Source organism: Butyrivibrio sp. MC2021 (genome assembly GCF_000621605.1).
In the GTDB taxonomy this organism is placed as follows: Bacteria; Bacillota; Clostridia; order Lachnospirales; family Lachnospiraceae; genus Butyrivibrio.
This window is the reverse complement of the sequence record NZ_JHXX01000004.1, coordinates 158,006-175,989: the sequence shown is the minus strand read 5'-3', so window position 1 is coordinate 175,989 and position 17,984 is coordinate 158,006. Positions and strand designations below refer to the sequence as shown.

At 49.5% G+C, this 17,984-nt stretch carries 15 protein-coding genes; all 15 read left to right on the top strand.

The features are described 5' to 3' along the window. The first annotated feature begins 32 nt into the window (after positions 1-32). The 15 genes from T359_RS0110250 to pseI all read left to right on the top strand — a co-directional run bounded on the left by T359_RS0110250 (position 33) and on the right by pseI (position 17,959). Positions 33-971: a glycosyltransferase family 2 protein gene (locus T359_RS0110250; protein WP_026517404.1), complete on the top strand. Its 939-nt coding sequence runs from the start codon at positions 33-35 to the stop codon at positions 969-971. Continuing rightward, a complete protein-coding gene (locus tag T359_RS0110245) occupies positions 971-1,717 on the top strand; it encodes a glycosyltransferase family 2 protein (RefSeq protein ID WP_026517403.1) in 747 nt (248 codons plus the stop codon). The genes T359_RS0110250 and T359_RS0110245 overlap by 1 nt, the downstream gene beginning before the upstream one ends. Positions 1,718-1,736: 19 nt before the next feature. Then, positions 1,737-3,140 (top strand): sugar transferase, encoded by a 1,404-nt coding sequence (locus T359_RS0110240; RefSeq protein WP_026517402.1) that lies wholly within the window; start codon positions 1,737-1,739, stop codon positions 3,138-3,140. Between the two features lie 16 nt (positions 3,141-3,156). Then, a complete protein-coding gene (locus T359_RS0110235; RefSeq protein ID WP_026517401.1) occupies positions 3,157-4,257 on the top strand; it encodes a hypothetical protein in 1,101 nt (366 codons plus the stop codon). A 12-nt stretch (positions 4,258-4,269) separates the two neighbouring features. Continuing rightward, positions 4,270-5,079, top strand: a complete 810-nt coding sequence (locus T359_RS0110230) for a glycosyltransferase family A protein (RefSeq protein ID WP_026517400.1) — start codon at positions 4,270-4,272, stop codon at positions 5,077-5,079. Further along, on the top strand, positions 5,080-6,207 hold the full coding sequence (locus T359_RS0110225) for an EpsG family protein (protein WP_026517399.1): 1,128 nt from the start codon (positions 5,080-5,082) through the stop codon (positions 6,205-6,207). It abuts the gene before it with no gap. A 13-nt stretch (positions 6,208-6,220) separates the two neighbouring features. Beyond that, positions 6,221-7,156 carry a glycosyltransferase gene (locus tag T359_RS0110220; protein ID WP_026517398.1) on the top strand — a complete coding sequence of 312 codons (936 nt, stop codon included), beginning with the start codon at positions 6,221-6,223 and terminating at the stop codon, positions 7,154-7,156. A 3-nt stretch (positions 7,157-7,159) separates the two neighbouring features. Beyond that, entirely contained in the window at positions 7,160-8,449 is a 1,290-nt protein-coding gene (locus tag T359_RS0110215; RefSeq protein WP_026517397.1) for a glycosyltransferase family 4 protein, read from the top strand. A 5-nt stretch (positions 8,450-8,454) separates the two neighbouring features. Further along, entirely contained in the window at positions 8,455-9,672 is a 1,218-nt protein-coding gene (locus tag T359_RS0110210) for a glycosyltransferase family 4 protein (RefSeq protein ID WP_026517396.1), read from the top strand. Between the two features lie 10 nt (positions 9,673-9,682). Next, positions 9,683-10,933 (top strand): hypothetical protein, encoded by a 1,251-nt coding sequence (locus tag T359_RS0110205; RefSeq protein ID WP_155840091.1) that lies wholly within the window; start codon positions 9,683-9,685, stop codon positions 10,931-10,933. 21 nt (positions 10,934-10,954) lie between these two features. After that, on the top strand, positions 10,955-11,959 hold the full coding sequence (locus tag T359_RS0110200) for a glycosyltransferase family 2 protein (RefSeq protein WP_026517394.1): 1,005 nt from the start codon (positions 10,955-10,957) through the stop codon (positions 11,957-11,959). Between the two features lie 2 nt (positions 11,960-11,961). Beyond that, positions 11,962-13,617: a hypothetical protein gene (locus T359_RS0110195; RefSeq protein ID WP_035784213.1), complete on the top strand. Its 1,656-nt coding sequence runs from the start codon at positions 11,962-11,964 to the stop codon at positions 13,615-13,617. Between the two features lie 136 nt (positions 13,618-13,753). Further along, on the top strand, positions 13,754-14,956 hold the full coding sequence (locus T359_RS0110190) for an ATP-grasp domain-containing protein (protein ID WP_026517392.1): 1,203 nt from the start codon (positions 13,754-13,756) through the stop codon (positions 14,954-14,956). Next, entirely contained in the window at positions 14,956-16,884 is a 1,929-nt protein-coding gene (gene pseF, locus T359_RS23285; RefSeq protein WP_081795540.1) for a pseudaminic acid cytidylyltransferase, read from the top strand. The genes T359_RS0110190 and pseF overlap by 1 nt, the downstream gene beginning before the upstream one ends. A 1-nt stretch (position 16,885) precedes the next feature. Continuing rightward, complete coding sequence (gene pseI, locus T359_RS0110175; RefSeq protein WP_035784208.1) at positions 16,886-17,959, top strand: pseudaminic acid synthase; 1,074 nt, start codon at positions 16,886-16,888, stop codon at positions 17,957-17,959. Positions 17,960-17,984: the final 25 nt, after the last annotated feature.

Sequence of the window (17,984 nt, the reverse complement as noted above, 5' to 3'; positions counted from 1 at the left end):
AATTTAAGCATTTTTAGGAGAAACCAACAGTAATGAAGTTACTCAGTGTGATCGTGCCCTGCTACAACGAGCAGGAGAATATAGCGGACTTTTACGTGGAACTCATGAAGAATGAGAAGTATTTTCATGAGCAGGACGTGGAGATAGAGATGATCTTTGTCAACGACGGCTCCAGGGATAACACCGTGGCCGAGGTTAAAAAGCTCCATGAAAAGGACGAGAGAGTTCATCTCATCAACTTTTCCAGGAACTTCGGCAAGGAGGCCGGAATGTATGCGGGACTTCAGAGGTCCAAGGGAGACTACGTGGTCATCATGGACTGCGACCTCCAGGATCCGCCGGCTCTTTTACCGGAGATGTACAGAGCCATTGTGGATGAGGGCTATGACAGCGTAGCCACAAGACGTGTGGACCGCAAGGGCGAGCCCCCCATCAGATCATTTTTCGCAAGACAGTTTTACAAGCTCATCAACAAGATGTCCAACGCCGACATCGTAGACGGAGCAAGAGATTACAGACTTATGACCAGACAGTTCGTGGAGTCCATCCTTTCACTGGAGGAGTACAACCGTTTCTCCAAGGGAATCTTCGGCTGGGTCGGCTTTAATACCAAGTGGCTGGAGTTTGAGAACATCGAGAGAAAGAAGGGAGAGACCAAGTGGTCCTTCTGGAAGCTCTTTATCTATGCTCTTGACGGCATCGTGGCCTTCTCAACGGCGCCCCTTGCCATGGCTTCTATATTCGGAGTGCTCTTCTGCGTGCTGGCATTTATTTTTATCATATTCATCGTAGTGAGACAGCTGGTGTTCGGAGACCCCAACAATACAGTGGGCTGGGCCTCCACCATCTGCATCATTTCCCTGGTCAGCGGCGTGCAGCTGTTCTGTCTGGGAATTTTGGGACAGTACCTGTCCAAGACCTATCTTGAAGTCAAGAAGAGACCTATGTTCATTATCAAAGAGGAGTTGTAATGGTAAGCATTATCGTACCGGTCTATAATGCTGCGAGCTACATCTCGAAGACCATTCAGATGGTGGGAGCCCAGACCTACAAGGACTGGGAGCTGATCCTGGTGGACGACGCCTCCACCGACGGCAGTGCGGATCTTATCGAGAAGCTTATTGCAGCCCAGGGGAAAAGAATCAAACTTATCAGGAAAAAAGTTAACGGGGGACCGGCAGCAGCAAGGAACGCCGGAATAGGAGCATCCTCCGGAAGATATATCGCTTTCCTTGATGCCGACGACATCTGGAAGCCGGAGAAATTAGAGAAGCAGGTGGCCTTCATGGAGAAGACCGGATGCGCCTTCTCTTTTCACTCCTATGAATTCGGTGACGAAGAGGCCAATCCCACGGGGAAGATCGTACATGCCCCCAAGAAGCTCACCTACAGGAAGGCTCTGTCCCGCACCGTTATTTTTACCACCACCGTAATGTTCGATACGGAAAAAATTGATATCGAGATGATTCACATGTCACAGGTTCCCAGTGAGGACACCGCCACCTGGTGGAGGATACTTAAGAGCGGCTTTGTGGCCTACGGAATGGACGAGAATCTGGCCATCTACAGAAGGCCCAAGAAGTCTCTTTCATCCAACAAGCTTGTGGCAATACAGAGAATCTGGTTTTTATACAGGAATATCGCGGATCTTTCCGTGCCTGAAGCTTTGTTTTACTTTGGGGGATGGGCTGTGAGAGCAACCCTTCGAAGAATCTGATCCATAAAGGGGATTTTATATGAAACACATGGAGTCTATTAAGAGAATCCTGATTCTAATTTTGGGTTTTGTTGGGCTTGGCATGCAGACTGCAGTCTATGCCTGGTTTTGGTTTAACACATATTATCCTATCGTTTCCGGACCCCGTTACAGTGTCGACGGTTACAATCTCGGAAACGGTCTGAAGCTGTATTTCAGAGGTCACCTGCTTATTCTGGCCATCTATTTTATAATGCTGCTTTTCTTTTCAAATACCTACGGCGGGCTTAAAATAGGCTATCTCAAGCCTTTTGATGTGTTCTTTGCGCAGATTTTCTCCCTGCTGATGGTTAATGTTATTTCTTATTTCCAGATCGCCCTTTTGAGAAACTGGCTGGTACCCGTGGTTCCCATGCTGGAGATACTGGTGATTCAGCTGGTGATCTCCTTTATCTGGGCCTATGTCACCAATGCCATATACCGGGCCATATTCCCGCCCAGGGAGCTCCTTCTTGTCAGCGGAGTTTACTCGGTGGACGACATTATCCGCAAGTTCAATTCAAGAAAAGACAAATTCCATATTGCTAAATACATGAATATCTCCGAGGGCATCGACAAGGTCTACGAGGAGTGCCTCGGAAAGTACGACGGAGTTATCATCTGGGACGTTCCCAGCCAGTTCAGAAACGGCCTTGTGAAGTACTGCTACGGCCGTAACATCCGTATCTACGTTATGCCGAAGATAACAGATGTTCTCTTAAAGGGCTCCACCCAGCTTCATCTTTTCGATACTCCCGTTCTTCTTCTCAGGGAGTATTCCATCAAGATCGAGCAGAGAGCCATCAAGAGACTTATCGATATTGTGCTTTCACTGGTTCTGATCATTCTGACTTCACCTATCATGCTGATAACAGCAATTATCATCAAGCTCTATGATCACGGTCCCGTGCTCTACAAGCAGGTTCGCTGCACCAAGGATCAGAGGGAGTTCAAGATCATGAAGTTCCGCAGCATGAGAGTTGATGCGGAAAAGGACGGAGTGGCAAGACTTGCCCAGAAGAACGACTCCAGGATCACTCCTATCGGTAAGTTCATCAGAGCCTGCAGAATCGACGAGCTTCCACAGCTCTTTAACATCCTGGTGGGAGATATGGCCTTCATCGGACCAAGACCCGAGAGACCGGAGATCATCAAGCAGTACCTTGAGGAGATGCCTGAGTTTGCCTTCAGAATGAAGGTTAAGGCCGGCCTTGCAGGCTACGCCCAGGTTTACGGCAAGTACAACACAACTCCTTATGACAAGCTCAAGCTTGATCTTACCTACATCGAGAACTATTCAGTATGGCTTGATATCAAGCTGATGCTTCTTACTCTTAAGATTCTCTTCACCCCGGACAGCACCGAGGGTGTAGATGAGAACCAGACTACAGCACAGAAAAATTAAGTTGGGGGCTATGGGGATGGCTAGAGAGAGGACTGACAAGGGACATATGAATGAAAAACTGAATTTGCGGAGCTTTTACCTTCGGCTCCTTAAGAAAATATGGCTTGTACCTCTGGCCGGAGTCATAGGAGCGCTCATTGCCCTCGGAATATATACCCTGGTCACTGTGACCTTTGGTCCTGCCAAAAGCTATCAGACCAGATCCCAGTTCTATATCAAGTTTGCCTATGATGAGAATGCAGGCACACTGGTGGACCATTACAATGCCTTCACCTGGAGCAGTCTTATGTCCTCTGATGAAGTCCTGGACAAGATCCTGGAGGGGCTGGATGAGAACATTTCCGGACAGCAGGTTGTAAATGACATAACAGCGGAAATCCCCTCCGACGTAAGAGTACTGCTTGTTACGGTAAAAGATAACGACAGGGACCTTACAGGTGCAATAACAACAGCTGTTATCGCATCCCTTGAATCCTACGGAAAGACCAACGAGGCCTTCGATTCCATCAAGCTTCTGAACACAGAGGAGCCTCAGCTGGTGACCTACACCGACAGGAGCTTCGTGGCTGCCATGTTCGGACTGGTTCTGGGAATCATCGGAGCTGTCATGGCACTCTTTCTTATGGATGCCCTGGATGATGCGGTATATGTGCCTGAGGACTGTGAGGAGAGATGCGGATACCCTATCCTTGGTGTTGTATTTAAAGGTGAGGACAAGGGAACTTCCGCAGAGGATGTCTTTAAGGTGGATCTTATAGCCACCGCCAAGAGCCTTACAGAGGGGGCGACGGATCTTTTATTTGTTTCCGCGGACAGTATTCGTGATGAGAAGCACTCAGAGGAGGACCTGGAGAGCCTTAAGAAGGCCCTTGGAAACAAGTGCCCCGAGGCCATCAGCACCATGAGAGCCATATCTATTCCCGGCAAGGTTCTCGACAACTACAGAAAGATAGCCACCTGCGACGGCGTTATCCTGGCGGTTCCCTACGGCAAGAGATGCGGCAGCATGGTGGAGCATACCATAGCTCAGCTCAAAAAGCACGGCTGCAAAATAGTGGGCATTGTTCTCACAAGGGCAGACCTGAGCTTTTTGAAAACATACTACAGACTTAAATAAGGTGCGTTCCTTATGAGCAGATTAGAGATACTTATTTCGGCAGTAAACAAGGACCCCAAGGCCCTTGCAGACAATCTTCATATTCAGACGGATGCGGTGATCGTAAACCAGCTTACGGACACCACAGGCGAGACTGAGACAGCGACCTTCACCAGTGGCGGCCATAATGTAAAGGCTGTGACCATGCATGCCAAGGGAGTGGGACTTTCCCGTAACACCGCCTTTGACAACAGCTCCGCTGAGATAATCCAGTTCGGAGATGACGATATAGTCTACGACTCAGGCTATGCAGACAGAGTGCTGGCGGAGTTTGATGCACACCCGGAGGCGGACGTTCTTCTTTTTAACGTTCAGCAGCAACCCGGCAGGGAGACCTACCACAATGAGGATTATAAGAAAGTCTCCTGGTACAACTACGGAAGATATCCCGCCTATGCCATCTGCGGAAGAAGGCAGAAGATAGCGGAGAGCGGTGTTAGATACTCCCTTTTGTTCGGCGGGGGAGCTCCCTATATGAACGGTGAGGACAGCCTCTTTTTACATGACCTGTTAAAGGCCGGGGTATCCGTCTACAGGACCACCGTTGACATCGGCCATGAGCTGGCCACAGGGCAGTCCACCTGGTTTCAGGGCTATAATGAAAAGTTTTTCTATGACAGAGGAGTGCTGTATCATTTCCTTTACGGAAAAACAGCCTTCATCTGGGGCTTTAGATTTTTATACAAAAACAGAGATGAGATGTGCAGAGAAATCGGGTTTTGGAAGTGCTATTCTCTCCTTAACAAGGGAGTAAGGCACGGAAGGACCCTGAAGAAGGTGTAAATGGCTGTTTATCTTATTCTTACACTGCTGTGCCTTTCACTGGCGCTGCTGGTGCGAAAAAGACAAGTAAATACAGGCAGACTTTTAGCTGTGTATCAGGGGATGACAAGACAGGATATGGTGAATCTGATTGCCATCTTCGTGATTTTCACGGCTCTTTTTGCTGTATCGGCCCTTCGTCTCAATGTGGGAAATGACTACGCCAAGTATGTGGAGTTCATGCACCTGGTGTACAGCCACGCCTATGTACCCACTGAGGCCGGTTTTAATGCGGTAACATATGCTATTTATTATCTCTGCGGCTTTGAGAACTACATTCTGGTGTTTGCGGTCTTCGCATTCTTCACCCTGTGGTTCTTCATCAAGGGCATGTGGCAGCAGAGCGAGTGGTTCACCTTCAGCTTCATGATGTTCATGCTCCTGGGCTACTATTTCCAGTCCATCAGCACCGTGAGATATTACCTTGCTCTTGGAATGGCTCTCTATTCCATTCGCTACGTACTTAAGGGAGATTTCCCCAGGTTCCTTCTGATGATCCTGGTGGGAGCTCTTTTCCATAAATCCATTCTGGTGGTGCTTCCTCTCTACATTCTGGCGATGCTTCCCTGGAAGAAGTGGATGATGCTTCTGGCAGGGGCTTTCTGCATATCCTGCTTGTTTTTGCAGGACCTGTATCTTAAGATCGTCATCATTCTCTATCCTTCCTACAAGGATACGGAGTATCTCTCCGGCGGGACCAGCGTTGTCAACATAGTCAGATGCGCCGCTGTGCTGGCATTCTCCCTTTATCTTTACAGAGATGTTATCAAGGACAACAGGACCTACAGCTTCTATTTCTGGTGCAACAACATGGCGCTGGCCCTGTACATCTTCGGATCATTCCTTCCCATCATCTCCAGAATAGGCTACTACCTTACGGTAACACACATTCTTTTTGTGCCGGCCCTGATACTGAAGGTGAAGGATGACAAGAAGAGACAGCTGATAACAGTAGCGAGCGTTATTGTATGCCTTCTGTATTTTGCAATGTACATGAGAGGCGCAGCCAATGACGGAGTGAGGGTTTTGCCATACCAGACGTTTTTGTTCCACGAGATGCCTATGACACTTTCAGAAAGGGGCTATTGATCAGAATACAGTTATGAAAAAGCCATTTTTTACCATAATAACAGTTACATATAATGCAGGGGACAAGCTCCTTGAGACCATAGAGAGCATCACCTCCCAGAGTTTTACCGACTATCGCATTCTGGTGAAGGACGGCCTCAGTACCGACGGTTCCATTGAGAAGCTTAAGGCGAAGTATGATGTTGCCCCCAAGGGTCAGGACAGGCCCGGAGCCATAACCCTCATCGAGAGCTGCGACAATGGCATCTATCACGCCATGAACATTGCGGCATCCTATCTTGAGGGCATGGTGACAGATGCTAGGGCCAGGGATAAGGACGGCAGTAAGGAAATCAAGGTCCTGAAGGCCGGAGAGAGCCCCTCCTACGTGTTCTTCCTTAACTGCGGAGACACCTTCAGGGATAAGGACGTTCTGAAAAATGTCCACGATGCCATTGAGGGCAAGCTTAAGGCCGCAGGAACCACGGTGCCCACCATCTTTTACGGAGATATATTTGAGGTCACCACAGGTCAGAGGGTTCCTTCCAATCCCAAGATCGACGACCACGCCTGCTACAGGAACCTGCCTTCACACCAGGCCTGTTTCTATGATGAGAGGCTCATATATCACAACCCCTTTGAGCTGAAGTACAAGGTGAGAGCTGACTACGAGCAGTTCCTCAGATGCTTTTACAGGGACAAGGCAGAGACTGTCTATATTCCCATGATCATAGCCAACTACGAGGGCGGAGGCTATTCCGCCATCCACAAGAAGGTTTCCGAGAAGGAACGCAAAGAGATAATCGCAATCTACCTTCCGGCAGCCCAGATAAGAAAGTACGATTTTCTGCGGTATGCTACCCTGGCTCCTGTCAGGACCTTCCTTGCAGAAAACAAGGTTACCGCCGGAGCCTACAATGGCATCAAGAACGCTGTTTACAGGATTCGCTCGTCAAAAAAGGAGAAGTAAGCTTTGAAGATATTGTGGCTTTGTAACATCATGCTTCCCGCCTACGCCAAGGCCCATGACCTGCCCTTTTCCGTGAGGGAAGGCTGGCTTACGGGATGTCTTGAGAGAATAAAAAACAGTGACGGCCTGGCTTCTGAAGATGCTTTGGAGCTGGCCATCGCTTTTCCGGGCGAGGGGGATATCGCCTCCTCCAAAGAGGTTATAGATGGTATCACCTACTACGGCTTCACTGAGGATCTGGCTCATCCGGAGAACTATGACGGCATAGTGGAGAACCGCTTCCATCAGATCCTGGATGATTTTAAGCCGGATGTGGTGCATATCTTCGGTACAGAGTTTCCCCACTCACTGGCCATGCTGAGAGCCTTTGGCAATCCTGCGAAGGCCCTTCTCGGAATCCAGGGGATCTGCGGAGTCATAGCTAAGGAGTATATGGCGGACATCCCTGAGGAGGTTCAGAACACCGTTACCTTCAGAGACAGGATCAAAAATGACAGCCTTATTCAGCAGCAGGAGAAGTACAGAGCAAGGGCTGAGCACGAGAAGGAGGCCATCAGGCTTACCGGCAATATCACAGGAAGAACAAGATTTGATAAGGAAGAGACCGCCAAGATAAACCCCGAGGCCAGGTATTTTCACTTAAATGAGACCATGCGCCCGGGTTTCTACGGAGTCACCAGGGATGAAGCACAGGTTGAGGACCACAGCATCTTCCTTTCCCAGGGGGATTACCCATTAAAGGGCTTTCACTTCATGCTTCAGGCCATGCCTGAAATTCTGGAAAAATATCCCGACGCCCATCTCTATGTGGCAGGGAATAACATAATAGGCAAAGGTCAGAGCAAGTATCCCTATTTCATGAGGGCCAGCGCCTACGGCAAGTATATAAGAAGCCTTATCAGAAGGCAGAGACTTAAGAAAAATGTCACCATGCTGGGGATGTTGTCAGAGGAGGACATGAGAGACAGACTCCTTAAAAGCAGCGTATTTGTCTGCGCCTCCGTGGTGGAGAATTCTCCCAATTCCCTGGGAGAAGCCATGCTCCTTGGAACCCCCGTGGTGGCCGCAAGAGTGGGCGGAATCCCCTCCATGCTGGATGACGGCCGGGACGGAATCCTTTTTGAAAAGGCCGATCCAAGCAGCCTTGCCAAGGGCATTCTTCAGATTTGGGATGAGCCTGTGATCTCCGGACTCTACGGAGAAAACGCCAGAAATCATGCTCTTTTGACCCATGACCCCGACAGTAACTATAAGAGACTCATTGAGATCTACAGAGAGATTAACGAGGCTTAAGACAAATGGTCGTAACTTTCGTATCCAACTACATAAATCACCACCAGCTGCCCTTTTGCAGGGCCATGGCTGGCTTTGGAGAGGATGTGGATTTTCACTTTATCCAGGTCATGCCCATGGAGGAAAAGAGGCTCAGCATGGGCTGGGGCGTCAATGTAAGCGACTATCCCTTTGTCCATGAGCTCTACAAGGACAGAGAGACCTGCGAGAGGCTGATCATCGAGAGTGATGTCACCATCTTTGGCTGGTCAGAGGGACTTATCGAGGATCTGGAAAAAAAGCGCCTTTCCTCCGGGAGACTCTCCTTCAGAGTAAGCGAGAGGATTTACCGGGAGGGGCAGTGGAAGGCCATAAGCCCCAGAGGCCTTAAGAAAAAGAAGGCTGAGCACTATGTTTACAGAAATCTTCCCGTGTTCCTTCTCTGTGCGGGAGCCTATGTGGCATCGGATTTTAATCTGATCCGCTGCTATCCGGATAAGATGCTGAAATGGGGATATTTCCCTGAGACCGGGGCTGTTGAGGATGACATGGATGCCTTCGGACAGAAGACCCCTGTAACTATATCCGGAAGATCCATAAGGATATGCTGGGCAGGGCGTCTTATTGACCTCAAGCACCCGGAATTTGCTCTTAAGGTGGCAGAGACCCTTCATAAAAAGGGCTATGATTTTACTATGGAGATAATCGGAGACGGAAGACTCTCAGGAACTCTCTCCGAGAGAGTAAGGCACATGGGCCTTGAGGGAAAGGTCACCCTTACGGGAGGCATGAAGCCCGCCAAGGTACTTGAGCATATGAGAGAGGCTGACGTATTTCTTTTTACCAGCAATTATTTAGAGGGCTGGGGAGCAGTGGTGAACGAAGCCATGGGCTGCGGCTGCGCAGTGGTGGCCTCCGGGGAAGCCGGTGCGGTTCCCTTCCTTATTGAACACGGACATAACGGACGAATCTACGAAAACGGCTCCTATGCTGACTTTGAGAGGAACGTCCTTTACCTTTTTGAGAATAATGATAAAATAGCTGAATATGGCCAAAACGCAAAGGAATCCATAAACAAGCTCTGGAACGCACAGAATGCGGCTTCCCGCTTTGTGGACTTTTGCAAAGGCTATCTGACTGAAGGAAAAACGCAGTTTCCCGCAGAGGGCCCCATGAGTCCCGCTCCGGTGCTCAAACCCGCCGGATTTGCCAGAACCCTTCAGGAAAGAAATGTTTTGGAGTGATGAGGATATTATGAGAGCTATCGACAATTTTTTAAATGAAGAATATAAGGTGGGGAACTTTACCATCAGGATGATCGACGCCCTGTTTCTGATGATTCTTACCTGCATCGGCCTGTTTTTCAGGCTTTCCCTCTATGACATCGTGTCAGGGGATTACAAGACCGCTTTCGCCGACTGGATGAAGGAGTGTCATGCGGCAGGGGGCTTTGCCTACCTGGGAATCAAGCCCGGAGTCAGCGATGCCAGCACCTTTGACTATAACTGCATGTTCCAGTACATCATCGTTATCCTGCACTATATCGGCGGCAGCATCAGCGATATGTACCTGGTAAAGACAGTATCCGTGATCTTTGATTACATCTGCGCTGTCACTGTTATGAGGATCACTTTCCATGTGACTGATGGGAACGTGAACAAGGCAGTGATGTCCTATGCAGCCGTCATGTTTCTTCCCACCGTGGCCCTTAACAGCGCCGCCTGGGGACAGAACGATTCCATCTACACTGCATTTATTCTTTTATCCTTCTATCATGCCCTCAAGGAGCACGATCAGAGAACCTTTATCTATCTGGCCATCGCCTACAGTTTCAAGCAGCAGGCCATTTTCTTCATGCCCTTTATCATTATCATGTGGTTAAAAAATAAGATTAAGATCAGATACATCTTCTGGATACCGGTGATCTACGTCCTTGCCATGGTGCCTGCGGCCATCGCCGGAAGAACCTGGGGAGACCTGCTGGGAATCTACGGCAATCAGGTTGCTATGTTCTCAAGGCTTTCCATGAACTACCCCAGCATCTACACCATCATCACCTCTGACCTGGCGGTTCCCACAAGAAAGCTCCTTATAAGGGGCGGCACTGCCTGCACACTGATGATCTTCGGTCTCCTTGCTTATTATATTTACAAAAAAGAATTTAAGATCACACCAAGATACATGCTGACCCTGACCATTTTTACCGCGGAGCTCTGCTGCTTCTGTCTTCCTGTTATGCACGAGAGATACGGATATATTCCGGAGGTTTTGGCTGTTGTCTACGGTCTTCTTAATTACAAAAAGATGCCTGTTTGCGCGGCTCTTCAGGTGATAACCATGATCACCTACACAAGATATCTCTTTGGCTCAACGGTTACAATTTTGTGGCCCCTCACAGTGGCAATGCTGGTTATCATCATCTTCCTGGGCTACGATCTGTACACACAGATGCAGCCGGAGACAGTGGTTCCCGCACCGGGAGTTACAAGGAAAAAGGTTAAGTAAGAGTTGGATTGGGAGTTATAAATGGCGGAGTTTAAAACGAAAATTTCGGTTATCATACCTGCATATAACATAGAAAAACTGCTTCCCAAGTGCGTGGAATCAGTGGCTTCTTCGGACTATCCGGCGGAGCTTCTTGAGATAATCGTTGTGGACGACGGCTCCACCGACGGAACAGGAGCTGTGGCGGATGAGCTGGCAGCGCGTTTTTCCAATGTGACCGTATATCATCAGAAAAACGGCGGATCCAGCAGCGCCAGGAACCTTGGGATTTCCAAGGCTTCCGGAGAGTATCTTGGCTTTGTGGACAGCGATGATTTCATTGATCCCAAGATGTATTCAAGGCTTGCAGAGGCTGCAATTCGCACCGGCGCGGACATGGTTCAGATAGGAAGGGACGAGATCTGCGAGGACGGCAGCAGGCTCCCGGATGTTATTACTGTTCCGGAAAAAGAGCTGGAGATCTCCCCCAAGGAGCACCTTGCAACCCTTCTTATGCACACAGGGGATGCTTCATTTTGCACCAAGCTCACCAAAAAAAGCGCACTGGGAGACATGAGATTTCCCGAAGGGGAGCTCAATGAGGATTTTTACCTTATGATCCATGTGCTTCCAAGGATAAATAAGCTGGTGATACTGCCTCACGTTGGCTATCACGTTTTTTACCGCCTGGGTTCCAACTCCAGGAAGAAAGCCGAGGATAAGGATTACTTCCCCTCAGTATTTACGGACATTGTGAGAAACTCCGATGTGGCTCTTGACCTGGTAAAAAAGGAATATCCGGACCTGGTGCCCGTGGCTGAGAGATTCGGTTATTATCAGAGGCTTGATTATCTTTTACATATCCCGGTCAGCAAAATGACCCGGAACAATAAGTTTTACAGGGAGGTTGTTTCCTACGTCAGGAAGAACCTTGGCAAAATAAGAAACAATCCCCATTTATCCAAAAGAGACAGAGTATATCTTCAGATCCTTGCGCCGGCTCCCAGGCTGGTGAGATGGCTTCACGCCAGGGTAAGGGGCTTATGACCATGAAAAAAGTATATGTATGGCTGATCTTTGTGATCAGCGTTATAGTGAGCCTCTACTTCGGTTTCCAGAAGTCGGGGTTTCATGAGGATGAGTATTATACCTATTTTTCCAGTAACAGGACCCTGGGGCTTTATCAGCCCGACAGACAGTGGCAGGACAGACAGACCATTCTTGATGAGTTCTCCGTAAAAAAGGGAGAGGGCTTTAACTACGGACTGGTGAAGCTGGTTCAGTCCTGGGATGTACATCCGCCGCTCTATTACTGGATTTTCCATACTATCTGCAGCCTGACGCCGGGAGTTTTCAGCAAGTGGTCGGGACTTATTGCCAATCTGACAGCTTTTTGCATTTCATTCTGGCTTTTGTATCGCATTTTGGAGGAGCTGGAGGCGCCGCTTTTGGTGGAGGTTCTGGCCCTGGCTTTTTATGGGGTGAATCCCATGACCATATCCTGCAACATGCTCATCCGCATGTATGCATGGCTTACCGCAGCGGTTTTTGCCTGTGCTCTGGTACATATTTGTTTTATAAAAAAGATGAAGGCTGCCGGAAGCTTAAGCTATGACAGTATTTCTGCCAAGGGAGAAAAGAAGGGCATCTCAAGAGAGAAGATGATTTCCTGGGCTGTGCTCTGGGGACCCATAGTATTGGTTTCATATTTTGGATTCCTGATTCAGTATTTTTATCTGTACTTCTGGGCAGGCATCGGAGCCTTTACATTCCTGTGGCTTGCCTTTTCAAGATTTGATTTTAAAAAGGCTTTTATCTATGCGGGATGTAACGTCATGGCTCTTGGCCTTGCGGTTCTTACCTACCCTTCAAGTATTCGTCATATGTTTGGCGGTTACAGAGGCTCGGAAGCTGCAGGGGGACTCTTTGACCTGGGAAATACCTGGATGAGACTGTCCTTCTTTATGGGCCTTCTGAATGATTTTGTATTCGGCAAATGCCTTTTGATCATAATAACCCTGCTTCTTATGGGAACCATGTACTTAAACCTTCGAAGAGGAAGAGAAGCTGCCACTGGACACAGGCAGAGATATCAGTCCCCGAGACCTGAGATCCTGGCTCCGGTCATCGCAACAGCGGTGTACTTCCTTTTGACAGCCAAGACAGCGCTCCTTGTGGGGGCTGCCTCCAACAGATATGAGATGCCGGTTTACGGCCTTATCGGAGCAATCCTTATCTGGGATGTGTATATGGTCTTTTCCAGAATTGAGAGCTTTGGAAACGGGAACAAGAAAAGAAGCCTGGTAATGGTGGTTTCTGCCTTTTTTGTGATCCTGATCCTTAAGGGCCTGACCTTGGATAACAACGTACTGTTCCTCTACAAAGAGGACCCCGAGAAGATAGCCTACGCCTCCGGACATTCAGACGCCGTGGCAGTGGTAATGTTCAATCCCGCCACACCTCAGAACGTCTGGCGCCTTACGGACGAGCTCCTTTCCTACGACAGAGTCTTCTACATGGACGAAGAAAACCTGGAGCCCCTGACAGAACCCGAGATCACCGGCGCCTCCGAAATAACCTTATACGCCGCCGACGACCCTATGCAGATGGAGGCCTTCGATAACTTACTAAACAGCTGTGACAACCTTTCAGAGATGGCCCCTCTTTTCGTGGAGGACATGTGGAGCAGCTACGCTCTGAAGTAAATCACCGTGCAATGTACCTTCCGCCCGGCCAACACACTAACTGCCCGCTAAAGCACTCAGGTTTTACAATTGTCTTTGGCATGCCTATAATATATTAAGAATTTCGGGTAACCAATAAATTTAAGGGAGACACAATATGAGAGCAGCAGTAATAGGTGCAAGCTCAGAATCAATATACGGAATAAGCAAAGCCAAGGAACTTGGCTTTGAAGTAGTAGCCTTAGACGGCAACCCTGAGGCCCCAGGCCTCCCGGCAGCCGACAAGTCCTTCGTGGTGGACATCCGTGACCCGGAACAGGTCAAAGCCATCCTTGATGAGAACAAACCGGATGTTATCATTCCCGTTCCCATCGGAAGATACCTTACCACCACCGGAGTCATCAACGACACCTACGGCCTCACCGGCGTTTCAGCAAGAGCATCAGCCCTTTGCACCGACAAATACGAGTTCCACAGAGTCCTTTCGGAAAAGGGCCTCCGCCCCTGCGAGCTTTACCTGGTTCCTGCGGGAGAGACCTGCCTTTACGCCAATGAGCTTAACACCGTTTATCCCGTGGTGGTTAAGCCAAGATTCGGCTCCGGCAGCAGAGGGGTTGAGATTTACAACAGTGGGGAGGAGCTCCAATCAGGCTTCCTTAACAGCCTTCCCTTTGACGAGGACTACGTTATAGAGACCTGTATCCCCGGCCCTGAGTTTGGCCTTGACGGAGCCTTCGTGGACGGCAGGTTCTACCTGATCCTTCTTCGCGGGAAAGAGAACACCCCGCCTCCATACTGCGAGTGCGTGGGATATTATTCCATAACAGAGACTTCCGAAAACAAGGACTTCTTTGAGAAGCTCCGGACCTTCATGCAGAAGGTTGGGGAAACACTTGGTTTTGAAAACAACCTTATCCATGCGGATATCATAAAAGATAACAACGGCAATCCATTCATCATAGAAACCTCTGCCAGACCCTCCGGCCATAACCTTCATAATCTCTTTACCCCCATGGCCAGCGGTGTGGATGAAGTGGCTGAGTTCCTGAAGCTGGCGGTACCGGCGCTGGGCCTTAAAGCATCCTTTGAGCCCACAGCTTCCAAGGCTATGATGATCAGATACTTTGACTTTGAGAACGTGAGAGTGAACAGCGTTCCTGAGGGCTTTGACCTCAGTGGCAGATACCCTGTTGTGGCCTGGAACTGCAATATCAAACCGGGAGATATCCTGGGCAAAGTCACCAACGGCGCTTCCATCATGGGAAGGGGCTACTTCTGTATAGAGGCAGCCACCAAGGCAGAACTGGATAAAATAGCGCGCGAAATATTACAAGAGTTTGAAATCGAGGAGAAAGCATAATGAGCTCTGTTGCCATTATCACAGCAAGAGGCGGAAGCAAGAGGATTCCCGGCAAGAACATCAAGGAATTCTGCGGAAGGCCCATCATAGAGTACTCCATCAGAGCTGCTTTGGACAGCGGCGTCTTTGACGAGGTCATGGTATCCACAGATGATGACCGCATAGCAGAGGTGGCACAGGCCGCCGGCGCAGCGGTTCCCTTCAGAAGATCCCAGGATACCGCCGGGGACTACGCCACAACTGATGAAGTAATAGCAGAGGTTCTTAACATGTATAGGGACAAGGGCAGAGACTTTGACACCTTCTGCTGTCTCTATCCCACAGCTCCTTTCATAACGGCCGATAGATTAAGACAGGCCATGGAGCTTTTGAAGGAACACGAATCCGTAACACCTGTAGTTGCATTTTCCTACCCTCCCCAGAGGGGCTTTATTATAGAAAACGGCCGATTGGTTCGTAAGCACCCTGAGTTTGCTGCCACCAGGTCCCAGGACCTTGAGAAGCTCTACCACGACAGCGGTCAGTTCTATGCTTGCAGAACAGATGCTTTCTTCAGAGAGGGCACAACGGATACAGAGGATATGGTTCACGTCATCCTGACAGAGGACGAGGTTCAGGATATCGACACCATGGAAGACTTCCGAATGGCGGAGATCAAGTACAGACGCCTTCAGGAGCTGAAGGCTCAGGAAGCAGCATCAGTGGCACAGGCCTTTGACGATGACAAGCTTCCAACACCCTACTACCGCATTGACGAGAAGCTCCTGGACAGAGATGTGGATATGCTTAAGAACGCCCTGGAAGGAAGCTGGAACAATTACATCTGTTCTTTTTCCGTGAAGACCAATTCCCTTCCCTGGCTCCTTACACACCTTAAGGGCAAGGGCTTCTATGCTGAAGTAGTATCCGATATGGAATGTGAGCTGGCCCTGAAACTGGGCTATACCACAGACCACATCATATATAACGGCCCCATCAAGGACAGAGCCACCTTTGAGAAGGTTCTTCTCGGCGGGGGCATTGTAAATATGGATTCCACCTATGAGCCGGACTGGCTGGAAGAACTCACCGGTAAACACCCCGACAGAATCTTCAGGGTAGGACTTCGTGTCAACTACGACATGGTGGCAAGACTTCCCCAGGAGGTCCTTGCGGACGAGGAGGGCAGCCGCTTTGGCTACTGCTACGAAAACGGCGAGCTGGGCAAGGTTATAGACAGACTTAAAGCCATGACCGGAGTTAAGATTGCGGGCCTTCACCTTCATTCCTCCACCAAGTCCAGATCCGTCAACGCCTACAGAGCACTGGCCGAGATAGCTGTATCCGCAGCCGGAGAGTTTGAACTGGACCTTGAGTACGTTGATATGGGAGGCGGCTACTACGGCGGAGTTGCAGACAAGCCCGACTTCAGGGACTACGTTCCCGCCATAGCAGAGGTTCTTTCAAAGGGCTTTTCACCGGATAAGACAAAGCTTGTTATGGAACCGGGAGTATCACTGGTTTCCTCATCCTTTAATTTTGTGACAAGCGTTATTGATGTGAAGAAGGTAAGAGAACACACCTACATCGTCACCGACGGAAGCAGAGTGAACCTGAATCCCCAGGTCACAAGGCGCTGGTATCCCCACAGATTTGAGCACAAGGGTCAGCCCGCCTCCGAGAGACCTGAGATTGCAACCCAGATGATCTGCGGAGCCACCTGTATGGAGTACGACAGACTCTTTGAAGTTACAGATGAGGCCGCACTTAATATAGGAGACAGGGTGGTCTATACCAACGCAGGTGGTTACACCCTCTGCCTTAACCCGCTGTTTATCCACTACTTCCCTGCGGTTTATGTCAAAAAGAGTGACAACACCCTTTTCACCGCAAGAAAGCCCTGGACCAATGCGGAATACATGATGAACAACTTTGTTGAGGAGATTTGAAATGCCTGATTACAACCTTAACAATTCCATAAAGATAGGAAACCGCTCCGTGGGTAAGGACAGCCCTGTATACATCGTTGCGGAGATGAGCGGCAACCACAACAACGATTTCAACAGAGCCGTTGAGATCATCCATGCCGCCAAGGAAGCCGGCGCCGACGCCGTGAAGCTTCAGACCTACACCGCCGACACCATGACCATCGACTGCGACAAGAGCTATTTCCAGATTGACGGCGGAACCCTCTGGGACGGCAAGACTCTCTACAAGCTCTATCAGGAGGCCTACACCCCCTGGGACTGGCAGCCAAAGCTCATGGAGGAAGCCAACAAGCTGGGCCTTGACTGCTTTTCCACACCCTTTGAGGCCACATCCCTTGATTTCGTGGAAAAGATGAACATGCCCGCCATCAAGATCGCTTCCTACGAGATAACAGACATACCCTTCATAAGGCTCTGCGCCGCCAAGAAAAGACCCATGATCTTTGCCACCGGCGTAGCCCGTGAGGATGATATTAGAAATGCCATCGAAGCCTGCATAGGTGAGGGCAACAGGGACATCGTACTTCTTAAGTGCGTCTCCGCTTATCCCACACCCTATGAGGATGTGAACCTGAACATGATACCCACCCTGGCCAAGGAATACGGCTGTATCATTGGGCTTTCCGACCACACCATGGGCTGGACTGTTCCCGTAGCAGCAGTTGCCCTGGGAGCAAAGATGATAGAGAAGCACCTGACTCTTCGAAGAGCAGACGGCGGTGCCGACGGAGCCTTTTCCATGGAGCCGGAGGAGTTCGCGGATATGGTCAAAAACGTCCGTATCACCGAGAAAGCTCTTGGAAGCAGTGAGTACAAGCTGACTCCCGGACAGGAGAAGGAGAGAGAGGGAGCAAGATCTCTTTTCATAGTACAGGACATAAAAGAGGGGGAGACCCTCACAAATGAAAACATCAGATCCATAAGACCCCAGCAGGGAGAGGGACTTCCCCCTGTGGAAATAGATAACTGCCTTGGAAAGAAGGCGGCCCACGACCTCTTTAGAGGAGAGCCCCTTAAGGCAGAGGATTTCAGGTAATTAACCATAGTTAACAGTTGGATTT

What these genes read in the sequence shown, in the direction of transcription:
- T359_RS0110195 (WP_035784213.1), top strand. Translation starts at nt 11,962, where the DNA reads ATGAAAAAAGTATATGTATGGCTGATCTTTGTGATCAGCGTTATAGTG.
- T359_RS0110205 (WP_155840091.1), top strand. Translation starts at nt 9,683, where the DNA reads ATGAGAGCTATCGACAATTTTTTAAATGAAGAATATAAGGTGGGGAAC.
- T359_RS0110210 (WP_026517396.1), top strand. Translation starts at nt 8,455, where the DNA reads ATGGTCGTAACTTTCGTATCCAACTACATAAATCACCACCAGCTGCCC.
- T359_RS0110225 (WP_026517399.1), top strand. Translation starts at nt 5,080, where the DNA reads ATGGCTGTTTATCTTATTCTTACACTGCTGTGCCTTTCACTGGCGCTG.
- T359_RS0110220 (WP_026517398.1), top strand. Translation starts at nt 6,221, where the DNA reads ATGAAAAAGCCATTTTTTACCATAATAACAGTTACATATAATGCAGGG.
- T359_RS0110200 (WP_026517394.1), top strand. Translation starts at nt 10,955, where the DNA reads ATGGCGGAGTTTAAAACGAAAATTTCGGTTATCATACCTGCATATAAC.
- T359_RS0110250 (WP_026517404.1), top strand. Translation starts at nt 33, where the DNA reads ATGAAGTTACTCAGTGTGATCGTGCCCTGCTACAACGAGCAGGAGAAT.
- pseF (WP_081795540.1), top strand. Translation starts at nt 14,956, where the DNA reads ATGAGCTCTGTTGCCATTATCACAGCAAGAGGCGGAAGCAAGAGGATT.
- T359_RS0110230 (WP_026517400.1), top strand. Translation starts at nt 4,270, where the DNA reads ATGAGCAGATTAGAGATACTTATTTCGGCAGTAAACAAGGACCCCAAG.
- pseI (WP_035784208.1), top strand. Translation starts at nt 16,886, where the DNA reads ATGCCTGATTACAACCTTAACAATTCCATAAAGATAGGAAACCGCTCC.
- T359_RS0110190 (WP_026517392.1), top strand. Translation starts at nt 13,754, where the DNA reads ATGAGAGCAGCAGTAATAGGTGCAAGCTCAGAATCAATATACGGAATA.
- T359_RS0110235 (WP_026517401.1), top strand. Translation starts at nt 3,157, where the DNA reads ATGGCTAGAGAGAGGACTGACAAGGGACATATGAATGAAAAACTGAAT.
- T359_RS0110240 (WP_026517402.1), top strand. Translation starts at nt 1,737, where the DNA reads ATGAAACACATGGAGTCTATTAAGAGAATCCTGATTCTAATTTTGGGT.
- T359_RS0110245 (WP_026517403.1), top strand. Translation starts at nt 971, where the DNA reads ATGGTAAGCATTATCGTACCGGTCTATAATGCTGCGAGCTACATCTCG.